Source organism: Desulfobacter sp., from assembly GCF_050177295.1.
Map to the genome: position 1 here is coordinate 1 of NZ_JBFXHE010000008.1, position 4,437 is coordinate 4,437.

At 53.4% G+C, this 4,437-nt stretch carries 2 protein-coding genes; both read right to left on the reverse strand.

Annotated elements, in window-relative coordinates; all coding sequences use genetic code 11:
• The coding region (locus AB7U36_RS01610; protein ID WP_428158057.1) for a UvrD-helicase domain-containing protein at positions 1-1,577 on the reverse strand (1,577 nt) is incomplete at its 3' end.
• A partial coding sequence (gene recC / locus AB7U36_RS01615) for an exodeoxyribonuclease V subunit gamma (protein ID WP_428158058.1) occupies positions 1,574-4,437 on the reverse strand: 2,864 nt, incomplete at its 5' end. The genes recC and AB7U36_RS01610, both read right to left, overlap by 4 nt.

Consider the following 4,437-nt stretch of genomic DNA (forward strand, 5'->3'; position numbering starts at 1 on the left):
AGATCCTGGGCATCGGACTTATTTATTACACCGTTTTTGTTACCAGATACCCCTTGGGTGTCCACAACCAGAAATGTTGCCGGCGGGACAGGAACACCGTTGCAGACCAGCCGGTCAACGGCTGTGTCAGGTGTGCCCACCGGTAAAAAAGGAATGAGTTCGAACCCGAAGGGATTATCCTTTGATGAAAAAATAGTATTCACGGCCTGCACCATGGCCGGTGCTGAACGGTAGTTTTTTGCCAGGGTAAAGCGTTGGTTGCAGGCCTTTGACGCCGTCATATAGGTAAAAATATCACCGCCCCTGAAACCGTAGATGGCCTGTTTGGGGTCCCCGATCATGAAAAAGGGCGTACCCGGATCCGTGAACAGGATGGAAAAAATTTTGTACTGGCCCGGGTCCGTGTCCTGGAACTCATCAATGAGGCAGGCATGGAACCGTTTTCTCACAGCTGTTTTCAATGCATGGCCGCCTGGCCCGTCCAGGGCTGTTGCAAGATCATTGATCAGGTCATCAAAAAAACAGGCCCCCTGCCCCTGTTTCATGGCGGCCAGGGCCCTGGCGTAATCATCAAGGAACAGATATCTTAATGCAATAAGATTTGCCGCCATGGACCGGGACAGGTCAAGCAGGTGTTCGCAAAGGTCAAAAAAAACATGGTCCGGCGGGGTGTGGCCGGCCTTTGTCTTTTCTGCCAGCCGGGTCCGGGTAAATTTATACAGGGCATCGCCCTTTTCACTCATGTCAAACAGCAGATCCGTGCCAGGGCTGCTTTCAAATCTCTTTTGACAGGCATCCAGCCAGTTGGACAGATTTTTTTTACTATAACTTTGTTTCCCTATCCCGGCATGGTCCTGGATCAGGTTCCGGATGCCTTCCAGTTCCCGGTTCAGAATTTCTGCTGCCGAATTGACGGTCTCTTTGTAATCATCCCAGATCTCCTGAAACTCCGGGGGGGCAGGCACCACCTTGATTTCCTGCCTTGACGCGGCCCGGACTAACCCGCTGGCAAAGGTGTCCGGGGTGATATTGTTCTGGTCCAGAAAAGATAAAAACAAGGGGTCCATATGATTGATGCGGCCTGAAAAAAAATCCCGGACCACCTGGTCAACAAAGCCCCGGTTGTCTGCCATAAGTTCTATGTCAAAATGGGCATTGCTTTCAAAGGCATTTTCCCTGAGCACAGAAAAGCAGAAAGCGTGAATGGTCATAATGGCAGCCTGGTCAAAACAGGTCACAGCAAGACGGAGCAGGCGGCGGATTTGATCTGCATCGCCTTGTTTTTGCAGGAAACAGGTGAGATCGTCGGCCTTGTATTCGTCACTTTCCTGGCCGGACAAAACCAGCAGACAGTGGACCAGACGTTTGCGGATTCTTAATTTCAACTCTGCGGCAGCAGCCTCGGTAAATGTCACCACCAGGATGGATTCCACCTTATAGCCCATGGCCACCAGCCGGACAAACAGAGTGGCAATGGTGTATGTTTTTCCGGTTCCTGCACTGGCTTCGATCAGGCTGATCTTTTCAAGGTCCAGGGCAAAGGGGTCAAGGGGCAGGGGCAAGGCAGGTCTGTTCATGATATAAAATGCTCCAGCATGGGCCTGTACACGGCAAGTCCTGCATCCAGCACCCCGGAACGCCCAAGGGAAGTGGGATCTGAAAAAGGGTTATTCTGCCCGAAAACAAGGGCGGTGTACCGGTTAAAACTCTCCCCGGTTGAATTAAAATTGTTGCGCCACAAACCGGTGCATTTGCTTAAAGCCTTTGCCAGGGATGGTGCTGACAGGTCATAGTCCCGTGAGGATAAATCAACAACCAGGTGAAAACAAAGATCGGTAAAAAAGGGAAAGACCCTTGCCTTTCCGTTCAGGTAATATCCGGCCAGATCCAGGATCAAGGCCCGGGCCCGGGATTTTTCTTCAACAGCGGAAAATTCAAATCTCACCGCAGGCTTGCGGCCCTTGGGGTCCTGCCCCACCATCACGGTGGTTCCGGGATGGTCTTCAACACACGAATACGCCAGGTGCATAATCCACTGGGTCAGCAGCCGGGACGGATTCAGCCTGCCAAAACCGGCCACGGCCCGGCCCGGGTCATACACATGGGACACCTGGCCTGTGATGCAGCAGGACTTTGTTTGCACCCTTAAATCCAGTATGCGCGGCTCCCCGCCAGGGAGTTCATTTTGGGCCAGATGCTTTACAGGTTCTGCCAGATCATTGATCCTGGCCCATTCCTGTTCGCCTTTTTTTCCGAAGGGCAAGCAGCCTTGTGCCTTTACCATGGGGTAGAGATTAAGATTTTCACGGTTTTCAACAGCCAGGGAACCCAGATGGTAAAGGGAAAGCCCGGACAGCCTGAAAGGTTCGCGTTCATCCGGTACCAGCCCAGGTTCAGGGTAGATCAGTCCCAGGGTATTGGTAACATAATATTGGACAGGATGTCTGAAAAACCCAATGAGATCAGCAAGCGCAATCACTGGCAGGTCTTCTGACGCCTGCTGTTGCAGGGCGTTGTCACCGTCCGTATCCCGAAAGCAAAAACAAGGGACCCCGGCGGTATCTCCATGTCCATTGCGTCTGGTGCGCTGGCTGCTGCAGAGCCGGCAATGGGCATTTGAATAGGAAAAATATCCAGGCCCCCGGGTATCTGAAAAATAGACCGGACTGAACGGGTGCAACGGATGGGCAAACTGCCATTTAAACCCCCGGGGAAAAACAAAGCTGTTTTCAACGGTATCAATCAGTTCCGCCACAGGTGAGGCAACAGGAACAGGCGCGTTGTCACTGATGCGCATGCCGGTATAGGTAATGATAACCCCAAGACGTGCGCACAGCAACGCCTCCAGAAAAAGCTCACAATCCTCCTGGCGATCCTGCTTGTCCCCGGGCCTGGGATTCTGGCGGATCAGGTCAAATCCGGGGGAACTGCCTGTCCTGGGAAAACTTTGGGCATCCATGCCCATCAGGCAGACAAGCTTGAACGGAATGCTGCGCATGGGCATAAGATTACAGAACGTGATGCCCCCGGAAAGGAAACTGCCCTGGGACACATGCACATCAAGCTTGGCAGTCAGGGCCAGGCGAACAGCGGGAAAAGAGACCGGTCTTTCAAACCCGGCCTGGCCAGCCTGCTTTTCCATATCATCCAACGCATTGAGCAGCACAGCCATATCCCCGTCATTGCCAAGATCCTTTACCAGCATGTCTGAAATAATGGTCCTGAACCGGGTGGCCCATTCCCGGACCGTGCCGGGGGAATCCATCAGGTCCAGGGCCTTGAACAAAGAATGAATAAAATGGGCGCATTTTCCCAAAACTTCCCCTTCAAGCCCTTCAAACCCGTCGCAGGGAAGCACATCATTGACAAATACGGTACTTGCTTCGGGCAGGGCAAATCCTGCCATGAGCCGGTTCAGGCCAAAGATCCAGGAATTGTGTTCATAGGGCTGGCCCAAAATCCTTTCGCGGTGGGCACCGTCCCTGCCCCACAGGATCCCGGCAGAATCAAACAGGGCAGAAACAAGATCCTGGTCTCCCAGGGTCAGGCCGAATTTATCGGCAATGACAGGGCAGGACAACAGCCCCAGAATCTTGGATTTCTCAAGGCGGGACTCTTTCATGTCAAGGATATTTAAAAAGGCGGAAAGGGTAAAGGATTCCGAGCGGCGGCGGCGGTCCGACACGGTAAAGGGCAACCCCGGAAACTGGGAGAATACAGCCTCCAGAAAAGGGGCATAGGCCTCAATATCGGGCATCATCACCACCACATCATGGGGGCACAACCCTGGATCCCGGTTGAACGCATCCAGGATAAGATCTTTTAGCACCTGGGCCTCGCGCATGGGCGAATGGCAGGCATGGACGGCCAGGGAGTTGTCGCCGGGTGAAACAGCAACGGGGGCATCTGCCCTGCCCTTGCCCCGCCAGATAAGATTCAGGATATCGGACTGGATCACCCTGAGCATGCCGGCAACACCCTGTTCATCTGTATCCTTTAATACGGCAGCCGGGTCAGCAAACAGGTCGCCCATGGGCTCGTCATAGTCAAAATTTTCCAGAAGCCCCTGGGTTTCCCTGCTGCTCTGGCCCAGGGCGCCAAGCAGGGGATTGCCCTCTTCGGGCAGCGCTGGAATGGCCTTGTTCTTCAATGCGGCCTTTTCCTGCTGACGCGGCGAAGGCAGATCAAAAAAGAAGTGATGGGTTGGCGTGAGCAGAAACAGAAAAACATCCATATTCAGGCTCAACTTATTAAAAAGATTCAAAAAAAAAGGAGGCATGGCAGAGATCCCGAAAAGGGATATGCGCCGGGGCAACGCCTGTGCATTGACAGTACCGGATTCAATTGCGGCAACACAAGCCTGCATCTGGTCGGGCAGGGACATGCCTTTTTTTATGAGGGCTTGCCACAAAACCGCCTGCCACAAGGCATGGGGGG